This is a genomic window from Nocardia sp. 852002-51101_SCH5132738 (assembly GCF_001665695.1).
Classification (GTDB): domain Bacteria; phylum Actinomycetota; class Actinomycetes; order Mycobacteriales; family Mycobacteriaceae; genus Nocardia; species Nocardia nova.
On record NZ_LZML01000062.1, the window covers coordinates 1 to 18,229 of the forward strand.

General features: G+C 66.2%; 24 protein-coding genes. 15 read left to right on the plus strand and 9 right to left on the minus strand.

Annotation, left to right across the window (positions count from 1 at the left end; genetic code table 11):
- Positions 1-113 precede the first annotated feature (113 nt).
- Positions 114-527 (minus strand): helix-turn-helix domain-containing protein, encoded by a 414-nt coding sequence (locus tag A5789_RS09000; RefSeq protein ID WP_197516580.1) that lies wholly within the window; start codon positions 525-527, stop codon positions 114-116.
- A 45-nt stretch (positions 528-572) separates the two neighbouring features.
- On the opposite strand from A5789_RS09000, the gene A5789_RS09005 reads away from it, so the two are divergent.
- The 5 genes from A5789_RS09005 (at position 573) to A5789_RS09020 (ending at position 5,108) form a co-directional block, all read left to right on the plus strand.
- Positions 573-983, plus strand: coding sequence for a RidA family protein (locus A5789_RS09005; protein ID WP_030514836.1), 411 nt, complete (start codon positions 573-575; stop codon positions 981-983).
- 350 nt (positions 984-1,333) lie between these two features.
- Positions 1,334-1,510 (plus strand): hypothetical protein, encoded by a 177-nt coding sequence (locus A5789_RS37275; RefSeq protein WP_181065144.1) that lies wholly within the window; start codon positions 1,334-1,336, stop codon positions 1,508-1,510.
- Between the two features lie 732 nt (positions 1,511-2,242).
- Entirely contained in the window at positions 2,243-3,166 is a 924-nt protein-coding gene (locus A5789_RS09010) for an acyl-CoA desaturase (protein WP_227463112.1), read from the plus strand.
- A gap of 549 nt (positions 3,167-3,715) precedes the next feature.
- A complete protein-coding gene (locus tag A5789_RS09015) occupies positions 3,716-4,159 on the plus strand; it encodes a TIGR03618 family F420-dependent PPOX class oxidoreductase (RefSeq protein ID WP_064923410.1) in 444 nt (147 codons plus the stop codon).
- 22 nt (positions 4,160-4,181) lie between these two features.
- Complete coding sequence (locus A5789_RS09020; RefSeq protein WP_064923408.1) at positions 4,182-5,108, plus strand: haloalkane dehalogenase; 927 nt, start codon at positions 4,182-4,184, stop codon at positions 5,106-5,108.
- 78 nt (positions 5,109-5,186) lie between these two features.
- Here A5789_RS09020 and A5789_RS36415 read toward each other — a convergent pair whose 3' ends face one another.
- Positions 5,187-5,345 carry a hypothetical protein gene (locus A5789_RS36415; protein ID WP_156769610.1) on the minus strand — a complete coding sequence of 53 codons (159 nt, stop codon included), beginning with the start codon at positions 5,343-5,345 and terminating at the stop codon, positions 5,187-5,189.
- Between the two features lie 3 nt (positions 5,346-5,348).
- Here A5789_RS36415 and A5789_RS09025 point away from each other — a divergent pair, with 3 nt between their 5' ends.
- Together A5789_RS09025 and A5789_RS09030 are read left to right on the plus strand one after the other, a co-directional pair.
- Positions 5,349-5,630 (plus strand): helix-turn-helix transcriptional regulator, encoded by a 282-nt coding sequence (locus tag A5789_RS09025; protein ID WP_063016007.1) that lies wholly within the window; start codon positions 5,349-5,351, stop codon positions 5,628-5,630.
- The gene (locus tag A5789_RS09030) at positions 5,594-6,091 is read left to right on the plus strand and encodes a hypothetical protein (protein ID WP_064901426.1); all 498 of its coding nucleotides are present in this window, start codon (positions 5,594-5,596) and stop codon (positions 6,089-6,091) included. The genes A5789_RS09025 and A5789_RS09030 overlap by 37 nt, the downstream gene beginning before the upstream one ends.
- 23 nt (positions 6,092-6,114) lie before the next feature.
- Here A5789_RS09030 and A5789_RS09035 read toward each other — a convergent pair whose 3' ends face one another.
- Positions 6,115-7,056, minus strand: a complete 942-nt coding sequence (locus A5789_RS09035; RefSeq protein WP_227463111.1) for an AraC family transcriptional regulator — start codon at positions 7,054-7,056, stop codon at positions 6,115-6,117.
- 100 nt (positions 7,057-7,156) lie between these two features.
- On the opposite strand from A5789_RS09035, the gene A5789_RS09040 reads away from it, so the two are divergent.
- The 3 genes from A5789_RS09040 to A5789_RS09045 all read left to right on the plus strand — a co-directional run bounded on the left by A5789_RS09040 (position 7,157) and on the right by A5789_RS09045 (position 8,812).
- Complete coding sequence (locus A5789_RS09040; protein WP_064901428.1) at positions 7,157-8,158, plus strand: zinc-dependent alcohol dehydrogenase family protein; 1,002 nt, start codon at positions 7,157-7,159, stop codon at positions 8,156-8,158.
- Positions 8,159-8,167: 9 nt separating this feature from the next.
- The gene (locus tag A5789_RS36420) at positions 8,168-8,326 is read left to right on the plus strand and encodes a hypothetical protein (protein ID WP_156511426.1); all 159 of its coding nucleotides are present in this window, start codon (positions 8,168-8,170) and stop codon (positions 8,324-8,326) included.
- Between the two features lie 159 nt (positions 8,327-8,485).
- The gene (locus tag A5789_RS09045) at positions 8,486-8,812 is read left to right on the plus strand and encodes a putative quinol monooxygenase (protein ID WP_064901430.1); all 327 of its coding nucleotides are present in this window, start codon (positions 8,486-8,488) and stop codon (positions 8,810-8,812) included.
- 211 nt (positions 8,813-9,023) lie between these two features.
- Here the strand turns inward: A5789_RS09045 and A5789_RS09050 are convergent, their stop codons facing one another.
- Positions 9,024-9,827, minus strand: coding sequence for a class I SAM-dependent methyltransferase (locus A5789_RS09050; protein WP_064901432.1), 804 nt, complete (start codon positions 9,825-9,827; stop codon positions 9,024-9,026).
- Between the two features lie 302 nt (positions 9,828-10,129).
- Between A5789_RS09050 and A5789_RS09055 the strand changes: the two genes are divergently transcribed.
- Positions 10,130-11,002, plus strand: coding sequence for a hypothetical protein (locus A5789_RS09055; RefSeq protein ID WP_063016003.1), 873 nt, complete (start codon positions 10,130-10,132; stop codon positions 11,000-11,002).
- 91 nt (positions 11,003-11,093) lie between these two features.
- Here the strand turns inward: A5789_RS09055 and A5789_RS09060 are convergent, their stop codons facing one another.
- The gene (locus tag A5789_RS09060; RefSeq protein ID WP_063016002.1) at positions 11,094-11,462 is read right to left on the minus strand and encodes a VOC family protein; all 369 of its coding nucleotides are present in this window, start codon (positions 11,460-11,462) and stop codon (positions 11,094-11,096) included.
- 62 nt (positions 11,463-11,524) lie between these two features.
- Here A5789_RS09060 and A5789_RS09065 point away from each other — a divergent pair, with 62 nt between their 5' ends.
- Together A5789_RS09065 and A5789_RS09070 are read left to right on the plus strand one after the other, a co-directional pair.
- A complete protein-coding gene (locus A5789_RS09065; RefSeq protein WP_064901436.1) occupies positions 11,525-11,983 on the plus strand; it encodes a MarR family winged helix-turn-helix transcriptional regulator in 459 nt (152 codons plus the stop codon).
- Positions 11,984-12,039: 56 nt separating this feature from the next.
- Complete coding sequence (locus tag A5789_RS09070; RefSeq protein ID WP_064901438.1) at positions 12,040-13,404, plus strand: CYTH and CHAD domain-containing protein; 1,365 nt, start codon at positions 12,040-12,042, stop codon at positions 13,402-13,404.
- A gap of 6 nt (positions 13,405-13,410) precedes the next feature.
- On the opposite strand, the gene pip is transcribed toward A5789_RS09070, so the two are convergent.
- From pip to A5789_RS09085, 3 genes are all read right to left on the minus strand, one after another.
- On the minus strand, positions 13,411-14,370 hold the full coding sequence (gene pip, locus A5789_RS09075) for a prolyl aminopeptidase (RefSeq protein ID WP_064901440.1): 960 nt from the start codon (positions 14,368-14,370) through the stop codon (positions 13,411-13,413).
- Positions 14,371-14,412: 42 nt separating this feature from the next.
- The gene (locus tag A5789_RS09080; protein ID WP_064901442.1) at positions 14,413-14,751 is read right to left on the minus strand and encodes a hypothetical protein; all 339 of its coding nucleotides are present in this window, start codon (positions 14,749-14,751) and stop codon (positions 14,413-14,415) included.
- A gap of 85 nt (positions 14,752-14,836) precedes the next feature.
- Positions 14,837-16,021 carry a citrate synthase gene (locus A5789_RS09085; RefSeq protein WP_064901444.1) on the minus strand — a complete coding sequence of 395 codons (1,185 nt, stop codon included), beginning with the start codon at positions 16,019-16,021 and terminating at the stop codon, positions 14,837-14,839.
- Between the two features lie 54 nt (positions 16,022-16,075).
- Here A5789_RS09085 and A5789_RS09090 point away from each other — a divergent pair, with 54 nt between their 5' ends.
- A complete protein-coding gene (locus A5789_RS09090; protein ID WP_064901446.1) occupies positions 16,076-17,170 on the plus strand; it encodes a DUF2332 domain-containing protein in 1,095 nt (364 codons plus the stop codon).
- Here the strand turns inward: A5789_RS09090 and A5789_RS09095 are convergent.
- Positions 17,134-17,610: a MarR family winged helix-turn-helix transcriptional regulator gene (locus A5789_RS09095; protein ID WP_064901448.1), complete on the minus strand. Its 477-nt coding sequence runs from the start codon at positions 17,608-17,610 to the stop codon at positions 17,134-17,136. The two genes, A5789_RS09090 and A5789_RS09095, sit on opposite strands and share 37 nt — an antisense overlap.
- Before the next feature lie 87 nt (positions 17,611-17,697).
- Between A5789_RS09095 and A5789_RS09100 the strand changes: the two genes are divergently transcribed.
- Positions 17,698-18,216, plus strand: a complete 519-nt coding sequence (locus tag A5789_RS09100) for an isoprenylcysteine carboxylmethyltransferase family protein (protein ID WP_064909492.1) — start codon at positions 17,698-17,700, stop codon at positions 18,214-18,216.
- Positions 18,217-18,229: the final 13 nt, after the last annotated feature.

Genomic DNA, 18,229 nt, shown 5'->3' on the forward strand with positions numbered 1-18,229 from the left:
CCACCCCCGCACTGACCGCCTGATCGAACAGGATCACGCGGAAATCACCCCGATACACCACCCGCTTGGACTTGACCCCCAGATCTTGCCGCGATGGCCGACGGCGGTGGGTGTCATGAACCCAGGACCGTGTCCTCCTCGCGCGCATCGTAAGTCTCGCGCGCAGATTCGATGGCCGGCATATGGTCGGCTGCCCATGCCAGCAGTACGTCGACAGGGTGGCGCAGGGTTTTGCCGAGGGGGGTGATTCGGTATTCGATCGCGACCGGGCGGGTGGTGACGACTACGCGTTCGATCACGCCGTTGCGCTCGAGTCTGCGCAAGGTCGCGGTGAGCGACTTCTGGGTGACCGCGGGAATGGCGCGGCGTAGTTCGTTGAAGCGGCACGGGCGTTCGCAGAGTTCGTTGAGGACGCTGAGCGACCACTTGTCGAGCACTTGATCGAGTAGGTCACGGTGCGCTGTCTCGATGCGGATTTCACCGTTGGTATCCATGCTGAAACCTGGTTTCGTTGAAGTGTCCTTCATCAACTAAGTATCTTAGCGATACTACGAAAACGAAAGGTCCAGAGCATGACTGTCAAGCACTTCACGCCCGAGGGTATGTTGCAGCCGACCCCCTACCATCACGTGGCTGTAGGCACCGGATCGCGCCAGGTGCACGTCAGCGGGCAGGTCGCACATTTCGCGGACGGCACTCCGGTTGTGCCGGGCGATCTCGCCGGGCAGGTCGCCCAGGCGCTGCGCAACACTGCTCGCGGATTGGCCGGTGCGGGTGCGTCTTTCGCGGATGTGCTGCGCCTGACGTTCTACGTCACCAGGTGGAGCCCGGAGCAGATCGACGACTTCATGGCCGGCGTGGAGGCGGTCGCCGCGGAGATCGGACTGCCGATCCCGATGCCTCCGGCGTCACTGATCGGTGTCGACTACCTTTTCGAGCCGGATGTGCGGGTGGAGGTCGAGGCGACCGCGGTGCTCGACTGACCGGCAGGAATATCGGCTAGCAATTTCATGATTTCTCAATGCATATCGCTGGGATGGGCGGTTACCCGCCCGCACGACCCGGTTTCACTGCCCTCGCCACGGTGCACGCGGGACTGGGTATGTGCTCCCGGCCCAACTGCCCTGGGCCGGGAGCACCTGCCTGTCGAAGCTGTCGTGAATGATTCGGCTGCCGGCATGCCCCACGGCGGCAACCGCACGGGCAGCCTCGTCTCACGCTAGCCGCCCCGTCAGCGAGGCGGCCGAAAAGACTAGAGACGCAAGCTCTCCGCGCCGGTGTGATTGCGGCGCGAACCCTGTTTGGCAGTCCGAATCCCGGGAATACGGGCGCAATGGGAACCGCCGTCAAGTATGTGATCGGCCTCGTCGAATCGACGGGGACCGCTCGGGCAGCCGACTTCGACATCGAGGGCATCGTCGACAATCTGCATGCCTTGGTCGACGACTGGGACTTCAGCATCATCGACCGCCCTTTGTTCTGGGGCGTCATCGCCAGCTACCAGCGGTGATAACGGTTTCCTGAGGCCCGCGTGGCCCGGGTGACGCGCTCTCCGACGAGCAGCGACGTGCCGGACGCTGTGCAATCGGCGAGACATACGCGGTCGTGCCCCACTTCCGCCGCCACTCGCCGCGTTGCGGGGGTCCCAGCGCCGATCGGGCTATGGCTCGTTGTGGGCAAGGTCGGCGGCGGTGTCCGCAAATAGCCGCACAACGTAGTCGATGACTGCGGAGGTGGCGCTCGCGCACTCGCCGTGGATTCGAGCGGTGGTGGTCGAACTCGTTTACCCAATACTGTGCCGCCTTCGTGTTGGGTCGTTGCGCGGTAAGTCGACCGGTCGCTCGGTTCGAGGCTTCAGCTGGATTACCTGCCTGCGGTGACGCTCGATATCACCCCACAGTCCGATGCCATGCCATACCTGGGGGTGAGTTGAAACGAGAAGCCGGCCAATAGCTTCGGTGTATCGACACGTCACCCCGCCCCACCGCGCGATGCACCGGATCCCGATCGACATCGGTCGGGATCCCGAGCGGGCGAGGTGTCGTCCGCGCCTCAGCTCCCAGGAAGAACCATGACGACACCGGCTTTGGTCCCACTGCCCTCCCCGAGATCATCGCGGCGTACCGACGGTGATTACGCCCGCCTGTTACGTCGAATCTCCGACGCGGGCTTGATGACTCGACGTCCCGTCTACTACGCCATCCGGCTCGGCCTCGTCGGGATTGCGTTCGTAGCCGGCTGGGTGGCGCTCGTGCTCGTCGGCGACTCGTGGTGGACGCTTCTGGTCGCGGCGTTCATGGCCGTGACCTTCGCTCAGGTCGCGCTCGTCATGCATGACGTCGCCCACCGCCAGGTGTTCCGGCTCCGTCGCCCGACCGAGATCATGGGTCGGGTCGTCGGCAATGCCGGGATCGGACTGGCGTACGGGTGGTGGCAGGACAAGCACACGCGGCATCACGCAAATCCGAATCACGAGGAGCTGGATCCTGATGTCGCGCCGGACATTCTGGTGTGGTCGCAACGGCAGGCGCGGGCCAGTCGTGGGTTGCCTCGGCTGATCGGGCGGGCGCAGGCGTTCCTGTTCTTCCCGCTGCTGATGTTGGAGGGGCTGAATTTGCATGTGGCCGGGGTGCGGGCGCTCCGGAACCGGGCGGTCAAGCACCGTGTAGTGGAGGGCGTGCTGCTGTTCGGGCATTTCGCCGGCTATCTGGGAGCACTGTTCGCAATTCTGCCTGCCGACAAGGCTTTTGCGTTTTTCGTTGTGCACCAAGCGCTGTTCGGGCTCTACATGGGGTGCATCTTCGCGCCGAATCACAAGGGTATGCCGACCTTCACGGGAGACGACCGGCCCGACTACTTGCGCCGGCAGGTGTTGACCTCGCGCAATGTGCGCGGCGGCGTGCTGACCGATATCGCTCTCGGTGGGCTGAACTATCAGATCGAGCACCACTTGTTCCCCAGCATGCCGACTCCGAATCTGCGGTACGCCCAGGTGATCGTCCGCAATTACTGTGCCGAGATCGGCGTGCCGTATCACGAGACCGGGCTGGTCACCTCGTACTGCGAGGCGCTGAGGCACCTGCATGACGTCGGTGTGCCATTGCGCAGCGGAGGTTCGCACCAGGCGCAGGATGTGCCAATCGAGGGGCCGGCAGCGGGACGCTAGGCCGGCTCGATTCGAACGCCCATCGCTCTTCGCGCCCGACCCTCGCGTGACCGCGTTACGCACCCACAGCATCGCGCCTGGCGGCACTGCATCAGGCGCCCGCAGCATCGCCCGTGCAGCTGGTGGCACCGCGCCACGCGCCCGTCACCGCCAGACCGTGCGGCACCGCGCCAGACCGTGCGGCACCGCGCCAGACCGCGCGTCACCGCGCTACACCCGCGGCACCGCGCTACACCCCGTCACACCCCGCGCCACCGCGCTACGTCCGTGAGGCCGTGACGCGCACGAAGAAGTGCTCGTGCCCTTAATCCACAGCATCCAGCATCGGCCGGCGTGCGGGGATGTGTACTGGTCGTGCAAACCTCGCCGAATTTTGCAGTTTTCTCGCATTCTCATCGAGGTTTGCACGAAAAATTCGACCCCGACGCCCATTCGACATCGCGCGAAGCGAGTCGCAGCCCAACTTCGTGAAGTCGCCACCATTCGCGCTATTCGGCGGGCGCACAATGGGCCGTGCGAGGATCGGAGCACTCAACCACGGGAGATGTGATGACCACACTGGAACAGGCGGTGGAGCTCGGTCGCGCCGAGAAGGGGCTCGCCGTCGTCTCCACTCTCAGATCCGACGAGACTATTCAGTCCACGCTGGTCAACGTCGGGCTGTTGGCTCATCCTTCGACGGGGGAGCCGGTTCTTGGTTTCGTTACCTACGGCAAAGTCAAGCTCGCGAACCTTCGCGCTCGCCCGCAGGTCAGCGCCACGTTCCGGCAGGGCTGGGCATGGGCGACAGTGGAGGGGCGCGCTCAGATCGTGGGTCCCGACGATCCGCAGCCGTGGATCGACGCCGAGGGATTGCGTCGGCTTCTGCGTGATGTGTTCACGGCCGCCGGCGGTGAGCACGACGACTGGGACGAGTACGACCGCGTGATTGCGGCGGAGCGCCGTGCGGCGGTCCTGGTCGAACCGACTCGGGTGTACAGCAACGGCGGCTAGTTTCGACGAAAGGGATTGGGCCATGCGGATATTGAGAACGCCCGACGAACGCTTCACGGGGCTGCCCGACTTTCCGTTCGAACCGCATTACGTCGAGGTGCCCGCGGGTGACGGGACCACGCTGCGGATGCACTACCTGGACGAGGGCTCGCCCGACGGTGAGGTCGTGCTGCTGCTGCACGGCGAACCGTCGTGGTCGTACCTGTATCGGCGGATGATCCCCGTGCTGGTGGCGGCCGGGCTGCGTGCGATCGCGATCGACCTCGTCGGCTTCGGCCGTAGCGACAAGCCGGCGGACCGTGGGGACTACACCTATCAAGCACACGTCGACTGGACCTGGGCGGCGATCGAAGCCATCGGCCTCGACCGGATCACCCTCGTATGCCAGGACTGGGGTGGATTGATCGGGCTACGTCTGGTCGGAGAACATCCCGATCGCTTCGCGCGCGTTGTCGCCGCGAATACATTCCTGCCGACCGGTGATAGCCATCCCGGCGACGCGTTCCTCGCATGGCAGCGCTTCAGCCAGGACACACCCGACTTCCGAGCGGGGAAGATCGTCAACGGCGCGTGCCTGACCGATCTCTCTCCCGAGGTGATCGCTGCCTACGACGCTCCCTTCCCCGACGACACCTACAAGCAGGGCGCTCGCCAGTTCCCGCTCCTGGTTCCGACCAGTCCCGAGGATCCTGCCGCCCCCGCGAACCGGGCCGCGTGGGCAGTCCTGGAGACGTTCGAGCGGCCGTTCCTGTGTGCCTTCTCGGACTCGGATCCGATCACGCGCGGCGGGGACAAGGTGCTGTCGTCGAAAATCCCTGGCGCCGCAGCGCATTCACCGGTGACCATCACCTCGGCCGGGCATTTCCTCCAGGAGGACAAGGGCGAAGAACTCGCTGCAGTGGTCGTCGACTTCGTCCACGCGACGCCGTTGGACCAGTCGCTCGCCTGAGGCGACTGGATTGGCGGCGTGCCCGACTCGACCGCTGCGGCTGTCCCCTTGCCATCGATGGTCGCGGTCGGGCACTGCCTAAGCGATCCGCAGCGCGGGCTGGGCCAATTCCGGATCCGGGTCGTAGAGCGGATCGATCAACCGGGCCACGTCCCACCAAATCCGGACGGTGTCCGAGCCGGTATCGCGGTCGTGCGGGCCGCGAACGCTCCGGGAAAAGACAAGTTTCCTTGACATTAGATGTCAAACATCCTTAACATTGGTTTCGTGGTCGGCGATCAGCAGGAGCATCCGGTACGCAAGCGACGGCGCGAGTGCCGGATGACCCAGGCGCAATTGGCGACGACCGTCGGCGTCAGCCGGCAGACCGTGATCTCGATCGAACAAGGCGACTACGCGCCGAGTGTCTATCTCGCGCTGCGGATCGCCCGTGCGCTGGGAACGACGGTGGAAGACATTTTCTGGACCGAGGATCTGGAGGGGACATGGCCAAAACCACTGCATTCGAAGACATCTTCCTAGCGCCCGACGAACCGGCCTGGGGCGACGAGCGCGCCCGCGAGGAGTTCTACCGAGGCTCGACCATCGCGCTGTGCGCCACGATCTACGGCTGTTACGCCATCGCCATCGTCGCCGCAGCGTTGGATGCCAAGTGGGTATCGCTGCTGATCTTCGTGCTGCCCAGTCTCACATCACTTCTGCTCCTGCGCTATTGCGCGCGGCGCGGCATCGATATGCAGACCGTGCTGAAAGGCTTCCCGCCGCGGCGTAAACGGATCGCGTATGCCACGACGTATCCGCTGATCGCCGCGTGGGTGATCGTCTTCCTGTGGCGCACCCTGCCATCGGATTCGTTGCCGCAGAGTCTGTTAGGCGCGGTGGCCGGCGGTGCGGTCGGAGCGGCTGTCGCCGGAACGATCGCAAAGCTCGTTCGGCGCCGCTCCGCAGCGCAGCAACTTCCCGAGGACGACAGCTTCGACTAGCGATACGTGTGAAGCTGCCGCTCTCACCGTGGAAGATGATGTGCCGCAGCGCGATAACGTCCCGGGGGAGTGCTGTACTCGCGCTTGAAGGCCTTGGCGAAGGCGAATTCGGAGGTGTAGCCGACTCGCTGGGCCACAGTGTGCAACGGGGTGTCGTCGGAGCGGAGCAAGCGGCCGGCGAGAGTCATGCGCCACCAGGTCAGATAGGCCAGTGGGGATCGGCCGACCGTGGCGGTGAAGCGGCGGGAGAAGGCGGCGCGTGACAGGCCGCCGAGGGTGCCTAGTTCCTCTACGGTCCACGGCTTTTCGGGGCTGGTATGGATGGCGCGGAGGGCGGTGGCGACGGGGCGATCGGCCAATGCGGCGGCCCAGCCGTTACGCGGGGTCCCGTCGTCCTCGGTGTCCAACCACCAGGCGCGCAGGATGTAGAGCAGCAGGGTGTCGAGCAGGGACGTGATGATCGCGTCCGAACCGGGCTGGGACTCCTCGAGTTCGGTGCCGAGTAGTTCGACCGCCGCTCGCAGGGAGCGGTGCGCTCCGACTCGTGGGCGCAGATGGACGACATCGGGGAGGTCGGTGAGCAGGGGGTGAGCGCGTCGACGGTCGAGTTGGTATGCGCCGCAGAGCAGTAACGTACTGGGCGCCTCGGGTTGGTGGGGTTCCGTCGCGGGTGGTGGCCACGATCCGTCGGGCAGTGGGTTCACCACGCGCAAAGGTACGGACGGATCGCTGGCCAAGGCGTGGCCGCGGCCGTGCGGCAGGAAGACGATATCGCCGGGGCCGAGCGGAGTGGGTTCGCGATTCTCGACGATCAACCATGCCGAACCTTGCAACACGACATGGAATCCCGTGCCGTCGGACGCGGGGAAGCGCATTCCCCACGGAGCCGACTTGTGCTGGCGCGAGGAGTGCGGGCGGCCGGTTCGCATCGTCGCGACGGCATCGCTGAGTACGTCCAAACCCATATCCGCATGGTAGCCGCGAACGGCGCAGCGAGACGAACGGACATTTGCGCGAGACTTTCACGCATAGATCATCTTCACGGCGGTACATATCGTCGATGGCATGACAACCGACGCGATTTCCGCACGCACCGTCGTCTTCCACGAACTCGGTGACCCCGAGGTATTGACCATCGAGAATCTCGACCTGCCCGCTCCCGGACCGAGGGAGGTACTCATCCGCATCGAAGCACTCGGACTCAACCGAGCGGAGGCCTTGTTCAGGGCCGGCACCTACTACTATCTGCCGACGCTTCCGGGATCCCGGCTCGGCTACGAATCCTCCGGGGTGATCGAGGCGGTGGGCGCCAATGTCACCGAATTCGCTGTGGGGGACAAGGTTTCGACGGGCCCGAATATCGAGATGAGCTCGGCGGGGGTCTACGCCGAGCGGGTCGTGCTGCCGGTGGAGTCCGTGGTGCCGCGCCCGGAAGGCCTCGACGCGGTGACCGGCGCGGCCACCTGGCTGACCTACTCCACCGCATACGGTGGACTGATCGAAACCGGTGGGCTGCGTCCCGGTGACCATGTACTGATCACCGCGGCGTCCAGCGGTGTCGGTATCGCCGCGCTGCAAACCGCTGCCCGCATCGGCGCTATCCCCATCGCGGTCACCCGCACCGGCGAGAAGAGTCGATACCTCCTCGACAACGGGGCGGCGCACGTCATCGCCTCGGGCGATACCGACGTCGTGGCCGAGACCCGCCGCATCACCGACGGCGTCGGCGCGCAGGTGATCTTCGACGCCGTCGGCGGACCGGGCCTGGCCGAATTGAGCACGGCCGCAGCGCATAACGGCACCGTCGTCGTCTACGGTTGGCTCGACCAGCGCCCGATGGCGATGCCCATGAACTGGCCGCTGCGAATTCTCGGGTACGCGAACATGGAGCTGTCGGTCACCGCCGACGGTCGCCGCCGGATCAACCACTGGATTGCCTCCGGCATCCGCGATGGTGTTTTCCGGCCGCACGTGGGGGCGGTCTTCGACGGTCTCGACAGCATCCGCGACGCCCACCGTCTGATGGAATCCAGCACCCACACCGGCAAGATCGTCGTCAAACTCTGAATGTGGGCTATGACGCGCATGATGGAGCCGTCGCTGGTCACCGATGTGGGTGACGTCCGGCTCGCCGCCATCGTCGTGGATGGTCGAGCAGTTCCTGGTGCTGGTTCCGGCATCCGGGGTGCCGCGCTCGGGGTTTTCCTGCGAAAGCAAGGCGTCGTCGAGCGATGAATCGCGGGAGGATCGACGGCGTGGCTCGAAGAGCTCCGGACGTAGGTCTGCCCATGCTGCGTCGCGAAACCGACCGCTGTAGCGGTGGATTGGTGAAGGGTGCCGATTGCCGCTGCGGAGTAGCCTCGACGCGGGGTGGGCAGGTGAAAGGCGATATGTATGTCCAGTGGGAACATGTTCAGCGTCTACGGGCGGATGAAGGCTCTGCCCGGGCGGCGTGACGAACTGATCGCTGTGCTCCTCGCCGGATTTCGCGCCGGCGGAGACGAGAGCGGCCTGCTCCACTACAGCATCAACATCGCATTCGACGACCCGGACACGATCTGGCTGACGCAGCTGTGGCGCGATAAGGACGCACACGACGTCACCACCCGTTCCGAGCCGGTGGCGGCGGTCTCTCGCCAGGTTCCGCCGCTCCTGGCCCAGCAGCCCGAAGGCGGTTACGGCCACACCGTCCATGTCGGCGGTCGAATCACCGAAGGCTAAGCGGGTCGCGCGACTGGCCGTCCCGGACGGGCGAGCGGCGGAATAGCCCAGACGACGAAGGCCGGAACAGCACCATAGTCATCGCCCCGCCGATCGAGAAGCGGGCGATGACAAGACGGAACGGGCACCCACGGCGGCTACCTCACGACTGCCATACGGGGGCGGGGCCGATGGAGCTGACGGAGCCGGGGCGCCCATAGCCTGAACCCGCTTACGCACGGGTCGCCGTAGTCACCGTGTACCCCTTCGGATCTCGCCACGACCGGCCCGGGTTGGCTGCGAACCAGCCGCGCAACTCGGATTCCACCTCGGCACGGATCTCGGGATATTCGGGCGCGGCCGGCGTGACGCCCGAGAACGCGAACAGCGATTCCGCGAACCGGATCGCGGGTTCGGGTTCCGGGATGACCAGTGCGTTGTCGGACGATCGGACTTCGGCGTTGCCGAAGACATCTCGCATCATGGCGGGCACGGTGTCGGAGTTGACGGTGTGGTTCATCATGTCCGGCGGCTCTCGGAACCCGTAGCGGCCGGCGACGGCCGTGACGAGGTCGCGGGTCCGTGCGCACGCTCTGGCATTGTTGACGACGACACATACCGTGCCGCCGGGACGGACCACCCGTCGGAACTCCCGGAGAGCGGCGAACGGGTCGTCGAGGTGGTAGAGCATGTGCCTGGCCGTCAGGCAATCCCACGCTCCGTCGGGAGCCGGTATCTGCTGTGCCGTCGCGCGGACACCGGCCCCACCCGGCACCCGGGCCGCCGCAGCCGCGGCCGACGGTGAGGCATCGAGACCGCACAATCGCCCGGCATGGCCGCGCTCGGCGAGGAGGGTAATGAATTCTCCGGTACCGCAACCGATATCGATCAGATGCTCGGATCCCGAGAGTCGCAATGCATCGAACACCGAGGCGTTCACGTCGTCGTCGACCTCGGAATAGAGCTGGTGCGTCCGGATGCGGATCCGAAGAGCATCCAGGTTCGCATACTCGGAGGTGAGCGACGGAGTTGTCATCGGTGCCCTTCCGGATCGGTGCTTCGCCCTGGAAACCACTCTGCCGCAGAGGCACGCGGGGCGCTCGACGTTCGGTGAACAGGAATCCGACAGCGCCGCACCGGTTGCCGATGCCGCGCCCTCGCAGGGTGACCGCGGCCCGGGGGACAGGCCGTGGTGACGAGTGGGCTGAGTTCTGCCGGGACGTCGACGCTCATCCTCTGTCGCCGATCCGATCCCGAATGCCCCACGACGCCGAACCGACTGAGGAATAATCGTCGAAGTCGTTGCGTGACAAAACATGTGAATGACGGGGGTGGCTGGTGAACGACTATCTGTCTCTGCTTCCATCGACCTTGCAGTGGATTTCCAGGCAACTCGATTCGGTGTCGCCGATACCGTGGCCGCTGTGGATCGGCGGGTTGTTTCCGGTCTACGTGGCTGTCGTGTCTGTCCTGCTCTGGTTTCTGCGGGGGTCGGTGTGGCCGGTTCAATGCGCTTATCCGCGCACGAGCAAGGGGCGACCGTGCCGCAATTGGGTGCCCGGCGAGTGGATGCGCTGTCGCCACCACAATCGCCGTGTCACATATCGGTACGGGCACCAGGTGGTGAAACTGCAACGCTGGCAGACGCTCACCAGGGGCAACAAGATCGTGGACAGGCCGGAGATCGGCGTGGGAGCGCTGAGGCTGCGCCCGGCCGACGCTACCTTGCTGTACGAGAGGGGTTACGCCAGACCGCCTTTGGCTGTGGTGCGGTTGCTGCCGGACAAGGTCGAGGCGGTGCTGCGGCGGGTGAAGGAGGCACGCTTGAGGAATCCGGCGCCGCCCGCGGACGATGCGGACTCCGACCGCACACCCTACGAACCGATCGCGACGGAACGGCGGACCGATATCGCGAAAGGGCTGAACCAGGTTGTCCGAGCGACCCAGTTCGCGACGATCGCCTTCTGCGTCGCCATCGTTTTCACGATCATCGCGATATTGCTCCGCGACACCGCTCAGACCGTCCTCCAGTATGTGGCGACACTGGGATTCGTATTGGCTTGGGCGGCAACGAGTGCGGGAGTCTACGGGCGCAGCGAGACGTGGCTCAAGGGTGCATGCCTGAAATCACTGAAATGGTGGGCGGGCATTTTCGTGCCGGTGGGTCTGCTCAATCTCGCCTTCACGGTCATGAACAAATCTCCCGCATAACGCCGGATGCTCTCGGCCCGGCCCATCGTGACGAGTTCTGTGAGGGCCACGGGAACCCGGCGCAACCGCGATCGTTCGCCGACGAACCCTGTCAAGCGCGGTCGTGGAGGGTGATGTGGTAGCCGTCGGGGTCGGCGAAGGTGAAGGTTCGGCCGAAGGGGCCGTCGATCGGTGCGGAGACGATGGGGTGACCGTCGGCGGCCAGAGCGTCGTGGATGGTTTGGACGTCTGTGGCGTGGAGCCAGATCGCGGTGCCGATTCCGGGTTGGGCCGCGGACGCGAGATCGGTGCCGGGGACGATGTCGCGGAGTGCGAACGCGATCGGCTTCGTCTCGAAGACGACGGCGTGCGGTGGGCCGGCCGGTGAACGGACGAGGCCGAGGTACTGCTCGTAGAACGCCTGTGCAGCGGCGAGGTCGCGGGTTTGAAGTGAGATGAAGTCGGGGCCGGTGACGGGCACGAGGATGCTCCTTAGGTTGTGTCAGGTTTCTGACACAGACAACGCTATGTCAGAATACTGACATGAGTCAAGACGGCGCCGGCGTCGACCTCGAGACGTCACTGGGCTACCTGCTGAAAGAGGCTTCGAGCGTCCTTCGCGTCGCCATGGAGGAGGTATTGCGGCCGCTCGGGATGAGCGTGACCCACTACTCCTGCCTCGAGCTGCTGGCTCAACGACCCGGCTTGTCGAACTCGGAACTGGCGCGGGGTGCGTTCGTGACACGGCAGTCGATGAACGTGCTGCTCCAAGCCCTGGAACGAGACGGCTACGTGACCAGGCCCGCGGAGGCGCCGGTCGGAAAGGTGCTCCCCACGCGGCTCACGGCTCGCGGACGACGGAGCCTCGAGAAGGCGAGCGCGGCGGTCCGGTCCGTCGAAGACAGAATGCTGGCCGGCCTGACCGAGAGCGAGCGGGCGACCGCGTTGCGGATCCTTCGGAGCATGATCCGCTCCCTGCGCGAGGGCAACGACGACGCATAACTCGTTACCTTCGCTGTAACGTGACTGAAGTCGCTCATTCGTGGTAGCCGGAACATATGGCCACGCACGTGAACGAAAGGGAACGGAAGTACCAGTTGCCGATCACGGGTGGGGTGCCGCTCGATGATGTGCCCGGTATGACTCTCGACCCGCTGACCGACGAACAGGTGCTCGACGCTGTTTACCATGACACCGCGGATCTGCGGTTGGCGCACAAGGGAATTACGCTTCGGCGCCGGACCGGTGGGGACGACGCGGGGTGGCATCTGAAATTGCCGCTGGGGGAGGACACCCGCGAGGAAATCCAGGTCCCGCTGGGGCGCGGGGGCAAATCGGCGCCGGAGGAACTGACCGACATGCTGACGGGCATCACCAGGGGCCAACCGCTCGCGCCGGTCGCGCATATCCGGACGAAGCGGCGGAAATGGCGGCTGCTGGAGGAGGCGGGCCGAGTCGCGGCCGAGGTCGTCGCGGACAGCGTGTCCGGTCAGACGCTCGGTGAGTCGTCCTCGGTGATGTCGTGGGAGGAGATCGAGGTCGAGTTGGCCGGCGGTGGTCCGGATGTGTTCGACAGCGTCGAGAAGAGATTGGGCAAGCCGTCGGATGCGCCGCCGAAGGCGCTGCGCGTCCTCGGTGTCCGTACCGAGCGGCGCCCGCCCGAGCCGGGCGTGCAGGGTTATATGCGCGAGCAGGCGGACAAGATGATCGAGCAGGACGTCCTGATCCGGCGCCGCGCCCCCGACTCGATACATCAGATGCGGGTGGCGGGCCGCCGGTTGCGCAGCATCCTGCAGGCCTTCAAGGGATCGCGAGAGCTGCGCAACGAGCTGAAGTGGCTCTCCGGGGTGCTCGGAGACATGCGGGACCTCGAGGTTCTGCACGACCACCTCGTCGCGGAAGTCAGGGCCTTACCGGACGAACTGGTGATCGGCGAGGTCCGCCGGCGGCTGACCGAGTCATTCGTCCCGCGCCGGTCGGCGGCCCGCGCCGACGTGCTCGAGGCACTGAACAGCGAACGGTATTTCGCGCTGCTGGACTGCGTCGAAACCAGCCACCGACTGCCGCTGAAGCGCGCGAAGGCCACGGCGCTGCGCAAGACGCGCCGCCGTGTCGACCGCGCCTTCGACAACATCGGCCGGCTCGGTACCGATCGCGGCCTGCACGAGGTGCGGAAGGCGGCGAAACGTACCCGCTACGCGGCCGAGGCGACCGGCAAGAAGAAGCTGGCCCGCCGCATGAAGACGTTGCAGAAATCCCTCGGCGTCCACCAGGACGCGGTCGTCGCCCGCGCCGAGGTACGCACCCTCGGTGTCCAGGCGCACCTGGCGGGGGAGAACGCTTTCACCTACGGCTTGCTGTACGGCAGGGAGGTACAGCGCGCCGAGAAGGTGCGGCAATCGCTGCGGCTCGGAGAGCGATAGGCGAACCTACCCGCCGTCGGGTTGCGCGAAGCGGGCGATGGCGCGGGCGATCGCGTCGCTCATGGCAGGACTACCGGTGTGGCCGGAGTCGTCGATGACGTGCAGGCGAGCGTCCGGCCACACCTTCGCGAGTTCCCAGGCGGTTTCCAGCGGCGCGCTGAGGTCGAGGCGGCCGTGGATCAGGTCGCCCGGGATCCCCGCCAACCGCCCGGCCTCGCGGAGCAGCACACCTTCGTCGAGCCACGCCGCGTGCGCGAAGTAGTGCGTGCAGATGCGGACGAAGGTGAGCATCGCGGTGTCCGGCTTCGCGCTGTATTGCCCTGGGCGGCCGAGTGATTCGTGTGCGATCACCGCGTCCTCCCAGCGGCACCACTCGATCGCGGCCTCGCGGCGCACCGCCGGGTCCGGGTGTTCCAGGAGTTGCCGGTAGCCCTCGACCAGGTCCCCATCGCCGGGCAGGCCGGCCCGGAATCGCTCCCATTCGGCGGGCAGCAGCGGTGCGACACCCCGGTACAGCCAATCGATTTCGCGGCGGCGGGTCGTGGTGACGCCGACCAGCACGATCCCGGTGACACGCTCCGGATACCGCTCGGCGTAGGCGAGGATGAGCGTCGAACCCCAGGAGCCGCCGTACATCAGCCAGCGGTCGATGCCGAGATGGGTGCGCAGCCGCTCCATATCCGCGATCAGGTGCTCGGTGGTGTTCACGGCCATGTCGGTGTCCGGGGCGGCGGCGCTCGGAAGGCTTCGGCCGCACCCGCGCTGATCGAACTGGACGATCCGGAAGATGTTCGGGTCGAACGACTTTCGCGGTCCCGGAGTGCTGCCGCTGCCCGGCCCGCCGTGCACCACGAGCACCGGCCGCCCCGTGGGGTTGCCGCTGGTGCACCAGTACATCTGATTTCCCTGGCCGACCTCGAGCAGGCCGTCGGCGTACGGGTCGATCGGGGGAAAGGAGGTCGGCACGGTTGCCGAGGTTAGCGGAACAGGGGTGACGGCGTCGACGACTCAGTCGGGGATCAGGGCATACACCTGTACGACGAATTCCTGCGTCGCCCCGTAAGGATCGGCGATGTAGAAACCGCGGCGGGACAACGACTTCCGCTCCAGCGGCATGCGGGTTCTGCCGCCGGAGACGATGTTGGAGAGTACGCGCTGGTCGTAGTTGGCTCGGACGTCGACCATCACACTGAACTTGATCACTTCGGTGCCGGGGCCCGTCCGCCAGAGCAGTTCTTCCGCTTCCGGCGGCACGGTCGCGAACGAGAAGTTGTCACTCGATCGCGCTTTCTGATTGCGCCGAGGCTGTGAATCCGACCGGACCTCGGCGACCAAGACCTCTCGCATCGCTGCCCTCCCTGTATGTCTTGCGCCGCTTCGGGGTGTCATCGAATCTTAGCGGTTAGGGCTGTCCGATCCCCGGTTCGTGATGTCATCGGTGTCGCGGGACGGCGCGGGGACGGATGAGCGTTCCGGATTCGTACTCTTCCATCGCGTGGGCCAGCCAGCCGGCCGTTCGCGCGACGGCGAAGATGATTTCGCCCGCGCCGGGAATCATGTCGAACACCGTGGCGAGAACGCCGAGTCCGAAATCGCTGTTCATCGCGGGCAAGCGCCGGTGCCGCAGCTCCGCCGAAATCGCCTCGGCCACAAGGAGAGCCGGGTGATCCGGTGCGATCGTTCGGATCGCATCCACCAGGTAGGTGCCGCGCGCGTCGCCCGATCGGTAGACCGCGTGGCCGGCGCCGGGAATGCGTTCACCGCGGCGCAGACGCTCGTCCAGCGCCTTCGGTACGGCGCCGGGATCGGTGATCTCGGCGAGCATCCGCTCCACCGCCAGCGAGGCGCCGCCGTGCATCGGACCGCCGAGAACTCCGAGGCCGCAGCCGACCACGGCGTAAGGGTCGGCATGCGCCGAGGCCGCGATACGGGCCGCGAACGTGGAGGACGCAAGCTCGTGATCGGCCAGCAGAACCATTGCGGCGCAGAGTATGTGCAGTCGGCCGTCGTCGGCAGGCGCGGTGGCGGACAGTCGTGACCACAGCATCGCGGCGGCGGATCGTCCGACCGGGATGGACAGCTGGGGAAGGGCCTCGATCATGCCGGCGATCATGGCGCGCGCGATGGTGACGACCGTCGCGCGGTCGCGGTGGAAGCGCAGGGGGTCGCCGACGGCCAAGGTGGTGACGATGAGTTGCAGCCGGTCGATCGGCAGCAGGCCCTCGGGCAGGCCGGCCTGGGTGGCGCGGGCTGCCGCTACCGCCTTGTCGGAGAATTCCCAGGGGCCGCTGTCGGTGAGGTCGCCGTCCCACAACCATTCGGCGACGGCCTCGAAGGTGTGCGAGGCGGCCAGGTCGACGGCGTCGCGACCGCGGAAATACGGCCGGTCGACGCCCAGCGTGGTGATGCGGGAGGCGATGTCGATCTCGGTCGGCGCAGGCTTGCGGCGCGGTTTGCCGCGCCGGGCCAGCTCCTCGATCTCGGCCGGATCGAACAGGCTGCGCCGCTGGACCGGATCGTAGCGGCGTTTCAGCACGCCACGGCTGACGTAGGCGTAGAGGGTCGCGGGCTTCACCCCGAGCCGTTCGGTGGCGTCGGCGGTGTCTATCCACTCCATGGGTTGACCATAATCAATATTGATTACGGTGGTGCAGGGGCGCACAGTTCACTCATGCACCTGGTATCGCAATTCGAGCTGCAGGCCAAGGCTTGCGACAAGCTCGGTTCACCGCTGTACGGCTCGCTGCTGCGCGATATCGCGCGCGATATCGATGATCGTGGACCCTGCGCCGCGGTTCTGGAGGGCTACGAGACCATCGACTTCGATTCCGCGGTGCCGCTGCGCTTGCTGGCCGGCGTGCACGCATTGGTATTGTCCGGCGCCGCAGCCGATCTCGCGCCCTTCTATGCCAGTTCGGGCGCGTCGGTGCGGGCCCACGATCCCGCCGGCGCGTGGGCGCCGTTCCGGCAGGTCGTGGCGGAGCGGGCCGAGTGGATCCGGGACTGGCTGACTCGTCCGCCGCAGACCAACGAGGTCGGCCGGGCCGTTCCTTTGCTGGCCGGGTTGCTCGCGGCGGTCGATGCGACTCCGCTGCCGATCCGGTTGTTCGAATTGGGCGCCAGCGGCGGCCTCAACCTGCGCGCCGACCACTTCCGGTGGGACAGCGGCGATATCGGCTGGGGGCCGGAGGACTCACCGGTCACGATCGCGGACGCGTGGCGAGGACCGGTCCCGCAGTGGCTGGCCGGCGCCGTGCGACGCCATCCGCGGCTCACGGTCGTCGAGCGGCGCGGCTGCGATCCGACGCCGCTGGATCCCTTGTCGCCGCGCGACGCACTGGCGTTGCGCGCGTATGTCTGGCCGGATCAGCAGGCCCGTGCCGCCCGCCTCGACGGAGCGTTGCGACTGGCGGAGAAGATCCCCGTCGATATCGCCGTAACCGGCGCCCGTGACTTTCTCGCCGGCATCGAAGTGGAGCCCGGCACGCTGACCGTCGTCTGGCATTCGGTGATGCGCCAATACGTGCGCAAGGACGAATGGCAGGCGGTGACCGCCGAGCTGGACCGGCTGGCCGCGGACTCGCGGGCCGACGCCGGATTCGCCTGGGTCGCTTTCGAACCCCAGAACAACTCCGACGACCGCAACGGGTTCCGGCTCACCGTCCGGATCGGCGCGAACGAGCCGGTGATACTCGCCCGTGCGATGCCGCACGGCGTTCCGGCGTTCACCTATCCGCTCGACGAGCCCGGTGCCGAGCGGAGCTGACCGTGAGCCTGGGAGTTCTGTTGCGCTTCACGAAGGGCGGCACTGAGCGCGGTCCGGAGATCACCCTGAATCCCTGCGGCCTCCAGCCGGGCGTACCACGCTCGGTCGATGTCGGAAACGGCGGCGCGAGCGACGCGGACGGCGCGCTTGCCCTTCTCGGTGAGAACGATCAGCCGGGCGCGACGATCCGACGGGTCCGGTTGTCGTGCAAGATAACCCAAGTCGATGAGGTCGGCGACGAGTTCGCCCATCGATTGATGGGTGATGCCGGCGCGGGCGGCCAGAGTGGTGAGGCGGGTGCCGCCCGCGTCCATGTTGTAGAAGACCGGGTGGTGGGCGGCGGTGATGTCGGGATAGCCGGCGGCGTGCAGTGTCGTCACGAGTTCGCTGACGATGGAGGCGCTGATGCCGCGCAGTAGTGCGACGAGCGGCTGAGTCACTGGCCCACCTTCCGGATATGTCCTCGACATTTCGCAGGCTACCTGCCTACAATTTAGGCAGGTAGCCTGCATAATGAGGTGGTTGTCATGCCTGAACGCCATGCCGCTGTCGGCACTCTGGTCTTCTTCGCCGTTGCCCCGGGCACGGTCGCGGGTCTCGTTCCGTGGTGGATCTCGCGCTGGGAGTTCCACCAAACCTGGCTCCCCGCGCAAATCGTGGGTGCCGTGGTGATCGGAGCGGGACTGATACCGCTGATCGGTGCGTTCATCGAGTTCGCCCGTTCCGCAGGGACACCCGCGCCGATCGCGCCCACCGAGACGCTGGTTGTGAGTGGATTCAATCGCTATGTTCGAAATCCGATGTACCTCGGTGTCGTCATGATCATTGCCGGCCAATCGCTGTTCTTCGGCCAGATTGCGCTGCTGCTCTACGCTGCTCTGATCTGGGCGGTGACGGCTCTGTTCGTCGTTACCTACGAGCAGCCGACTCTGACGGCGCGGTATGGCGAGCAATACGAGAACTACCGGGCCGCTGTTCCGGCGTGGGTGCCCCGGCTGCACCCCTCCGGCAGCCGGGTCGATGGGTGTGACGGACCGTCGGTGTGATTCGCTCGAAATC